This window comes from Pseudonocardia sp. McavD-2-B, from assembly GCF_024124365.1.
In the GTDB taxonomy this organism is placed as follows: domain Bacteria; phylum Actinomycetota; class Actinomycetes; order Mycobacteriales; family Pseudonocardiaceae; genus Pseudonocardia; species Pseudonocardia alni.
Genome location: NZ_JAMXSG010000384.1, coordinates 1 through 4,176 on the forward strand (window position 1 = coordinate 1; position 4,176 = coordinate 4,176).

The following is a 4,176-nucleotide window of genomic DNA, read 5'->3' on the forward strand; positions in this document are numbered from 1 at the left end:
CGCCGGTCGCCCGCCGGGTCCCGGCCGCCGACGCGGACGGTCCCCGAGCAGGGGGTCAGCCCGGCCAGGGCCCGGCCGAGCGTCGTCTTGCCCGCCCCCGAGGGCCCGGTCAGCGCGACGAACCCGCCCCGTCCGACGGCGAGGTCCACCCCGGACAGCAGCTGCGCCCCGCCCGCGGCCCGGACCCCCAGACCCGTCACCTCGAGCATCGCCCCGACCGCCGCCGGTGGTGGCGGGGACGCGGTCGGGGCGGGTGCACCGAGCAGCGCGGCGGCCGGGCCGGTGCGCACGACCCGGCCCGCGGCGAGCTCCAGCAGCGTCACCGGGACGGCGGCGGCGAGCCTGCGGACGGCGTCGAGGTCGTGGGTGAGCAGAACGAGCGCCGTGGAGCCGGCGGCCAGCACGGCGAGCCGGTCGAGCACCGCGTCGGTGGTGACCGGGTCCAGTCCGGTGGTCGGCTCGTCGAGGACGACGACGGCCGGCCCGGTCACCAGCGTCTGGGCCAGCGCGACCCGCTGCTGCTGCCCGCCGGAGAGACGGTGCGGGTGGCGGCGGAGCAGGTGCGGCTCGGCTCCGAGGCCGGCCCGCTCGCAGGCCTCGGTGACCGCCCGGGCCCGGGCGGTCCGGTGCCGTCGACCGCGACCGTGCACGGTCGCGGCGAGCTCGTCGAGGACCGGCCCGACCCGACGCACCGGGTCCAGGACCCGGCCCGGGTGCTGCGGGAGGTGCCCGACCCGCCCGGCGCGGCGCGTCCGCAGCTCCCGCGGGGCGACGCCGAGCAGCTCGGCGGGCCCGATCCGTACCGACCCGTCGAGCGCCACCCCGGTGGCGGCCTCGCCGAGTACCGCCAGCCCGAGCGTCGACTTCCCCGCCCCGGACGGCCCGACGACGGCGAGCACCGCACCCGGCGCGAGGTCGAGGTCGACGCCGTCGAGGAGCACCGTCCCGTCGACGGTGCGTGCGGTCAGCCCGCGGACCGACAGCGCGCTCACACGACCGCCCCCGTCCGGTCCGCGAGCCGGTCCACCAGCACGTTCGTCCCCGCGGCGAGCGCCACGAGCAGACCCGCCGGCACCAGCAGCGCGTACGGGGCGAGGAACAGCGACGCCGCGTTCTGCTCGATCACCACCGCCCAGTCGACGGTGTCCGGTGGCAGCCCGACCCCGAGGAAGCTCGCGCTGGTCAGCACGGTCAGCACGAGCACGCCGCGCGTCCCGGCGTCGACGAGCACCGGCCCGGCGACGAACCGCCCGGTCTCGGCGAGGTGGATCCGCCACCACCGCTCGCCGTTCTGCGTCATCGTCTCCAGCGCCACCCGCCGCGCGGGGGCCCCGGCGGCCCCCCGGACCACCCGGACGACCGCGGGCAGCTGCAGCAGCGCGGTGGCGACCAGCAGCCAGCCGACACCGCGCCGTCCGGTGCCGGCGAGCACCAGCAGCACCAGCAACGACGGCAGGACCAGCAGTACGTCCAGCGTCCGCTGGGTGAGCAGCACCGCCCACCGGCGCCCGGACGCGGCGAGCACCAGCCCCAGCGGGACCCCGGCCGCGTAGGCCAGCACCAGCGTGCCGACGACGAGCGTGACGACGGTGGTGCCACCGGTGAGCGCGAGCGTCAGCACGTCGCGGCCCAGCGCGTCGGTGCCCAGCGGGTGCCCCGGCCCGGGCGGGAGCAGCGCGCCGGACCCGCCCGGGACCGGGAGCAGCGGCGCGAGGACGGGCCCGGCGACGGCGCACAGCAGCGGCACCCCGGCGAGCAGCGCGGCGACCGCGGTCGTCACCGGCACCCGGCTCACGGCTCGTCCTCCCGTACCGGGCTCAGCCGTGCGGTCGCCACGTCGGCCACCAGGTTGACCGTGATGGTGACGAGGGCGGCGAGCAGCGCGTAGCCCTGGATCAGCGGGATGTCGCGGTTCTGCACCGCATCGACCACCCCGGCCCCCACCCCGGGCAACGCGAACAGCGCCTCGACGACGACGACCCCGCCGAGCGTGCCCTCGACGATCCGGGCGAGCTGCTGCACCGACGGCGCGAGCCCGCCGGGGAGCACGTGGCGCAGCAGCACGTCGCGCTCGGGCAGGCCGAGCCGGCGCAGGTGGGTGACGTGCGGTGCCCGATCGGTCTGCAGCACGCCCTGGCGGATCTGGCGTGACAGCCACCCCAGCTGCGCCGCGACCAGCACGACGACCGGCAGCACCAGCACCGCCGGGCTGAGCAGGGACCCGCCGCCCGCGGTCGCGGGGAGCCAGCCGAGCTGCAGCGAGAAGAGCCCGACCAGCAGCAGCCCGGTCGCGAACTGCGGGGCGGCCTGCAGCGCCGACACCGTCGCCGTGGAGACCCGGTCCACGACGCTGCCCGGCCTGCGTCCCGCCGCGGTGCCGACGGCGACGCCCAGCGGGACCATGACCGCGAGCCCCAGCGCGGCGAGCAGCACGGTGCTCCCGAGCCGGTCCGCCACCTCGTCGACGACGGGCCGCCCGGTCACCAGCGAGGTCTTCAGGTCGCCCGTGACGAGCCCGCCGAGCCAATCGCCGAGCCGCTCCGCGGCCGGGAGGCCGGTACCCAGCTCGGTGCGCAGCCGTTCCACCTGCTCGTCGGTCGCGTCGGGCCCCAGGACGACCTCGGCCGCGTCGCCGGGCAGCAGCGTCGTCAGCGCGAAGATCGCCACGACGGCGGCGAGCAGCTGGGCGGCCGCGACCGCCACCCGTCCGGCGGGGGAACGTCCGCCCCGGGCGTCGACGACGGGCGGGGCCGCGCCGGTGCTCATCCGGCGGCGGCCTTGTCGAAGCGGCCCCACAGGTGGCTGTTGGGCTTGGCGGCCTCGATCCCGGTGACCCCCGCGGCGACACCGACGTTCCAGTCCGACAGCCCCCACACCAGTGCCCCCGACTCGTCGCGCAGCAGGGTCTGGATCCGGGTGAGGTCCGCCCCGCGGACGCTCTCGTCGGGGTTGGCGACGGCCTGGGCGTAGAGCCGGTCGACCTCGGCGCTCCGGTAGCCGGTGTAGTTCGAGTTGTCGGCGGACGACAGCCGGCGACGCCCGATGAAGTCGGGGATCGGCAGCGCCCCGGTGCGGGTGAACGACGCGACCCCGGAGGTGCGGACGGTGGTGAAGTAGGTCGGGGCGTCGAGCACCCGCGGGGTCGGGGCCAGGCCGATCTCGCGCAGCTGCTCGGCGACGAGTGTGGCCGCGGGCTGGAAGTTCGGGTCGCTGCCCGAGGTCTGCAGCTCGAACGCCAGCCCCTCGGCCCCGGCCTCGCGCAGCAGTGCCCGGGCGCGCCCGACGTCGCGCGGGGCCGCCGTCGCACCGGCCGGGTAGTACTCCAGGTCCGGCCCGCCGAACAGGTCGGCGCCGACCTGCCCGGTGTCGAGCAGGACCACCCGGACCAGCGCCTCGCGGTCGATGCCGAGCCGCACGGCCTCCCGCACCCGTGGGTCGGCGAACGGTGGCCGGTCAACACGCAGGTTGAGGAACTGGGTGGTCGACTGCGGTGCGGTGAGCAGGGTGGCCCGCCCGCCCTGGGCCTCCACCTGGCGGGCACTCGCCGGACGCAGGTCGTGGGCGTAGGCGACCTGGCCGGACAGCAGCGCCCCGAGACGGGCCTGCTCCTCGTCGATGGGGGTGAGCTCCAGCCCCGGGGCGGGCGGGGCGCCGTCCCAGTAGGCGTCGTTGCGGGTGTAGACGGTGGGGCCGCCGGGGGTGAAGGACACGAACCGGAACGGCCCGGTCCCGACCGGTGTGGCGAACCCGGTGGTGCCCGCCGCGACGATCTCGCTGCCGGGCGCGCCCAGCCAGAGCGGGAAGGTGAAGTCCGGCGCGGTGAGGACGACCTCGACCTCGCGCGGTCCGGCGGCCCGGCTCGCGGTGAGGTCGACCCGGGTGAACAGCGACGCGGCCGAGGCGGTCGTGGCGGGGTCGGCGATGCGCCGGAAGGTGAACAGGACGTCGTCGGCGGTCAGCGGGCGGCCGTCGTGCCAGCGGGTGTCACGCAGCCGGATCCGCCAGCGCGTGCCGGCGGCGTCCGGCTCGACGGACTCGGCCAGCCGGGGCTCGGCGGTCATGTCCTGCGACCACCCGGTGAGCGTGTCGAAGGTGGCCCTGGCCCGGACCTGGTCGACGAACTGCGGGACGACGTGCGGGTCGAGCGACTCGCGGGAGCCGCCGCCGGGGAAGGCG

The 4,176-nt window shown here is 77.2% G+C and carries 4 protein-coding genes; all 4 read right to left on the reverse strand.

From position 1 onward, the window contains the following. The coding region (locus NH602_RS28790; RefSeq protein WP_253069452.1) for an ATP-binding cassette domain-containing protein at nucleotides 1-992 on the reverse strand (992 nt) is incomplete at its 3' end. After that, nucleotides 989-1,795 (reverse strand): ABC transporter permease subunit, encoded by an 807-nt coding sequence (locus tag NH602_RS28795; protein WP_251782896.1) that lies wholly within the window; start codon nucleotides 1,793-1,795, stop codon nucleotides 989-991. The genes NH602_RS28795 and NH602_RS28790, both read right to left, overlap by 4 nt. Next, on the reverse strand, nucleotides 1,792-2,766 hold the full coding sequence (locus tag NH602_RS28800; RefSeq protein WP_179761731.1) for an ABC transporter permease: 975 nt from the start codon (nucleotides 2,764-2,766) through the stop codon (nucleotides 1,792-1,794). Before NH602_RS28800 ends, NH602_RS28795 begins: the two co-directional genes overlap by 4 nt. Continuing rightward, a partial coding sequence (locus tag NH602_RS28805; RefSeq protein WP_253069453.1) for an ABC transporter substrate-binding protein occupies nucleotides 2,763-4,176 on the reverse strand: 1,414 nt, incomplete at its 5' end. The genes NH602_RS28800 and NH602_RS28805, both read right to left, overlap by 4 nt.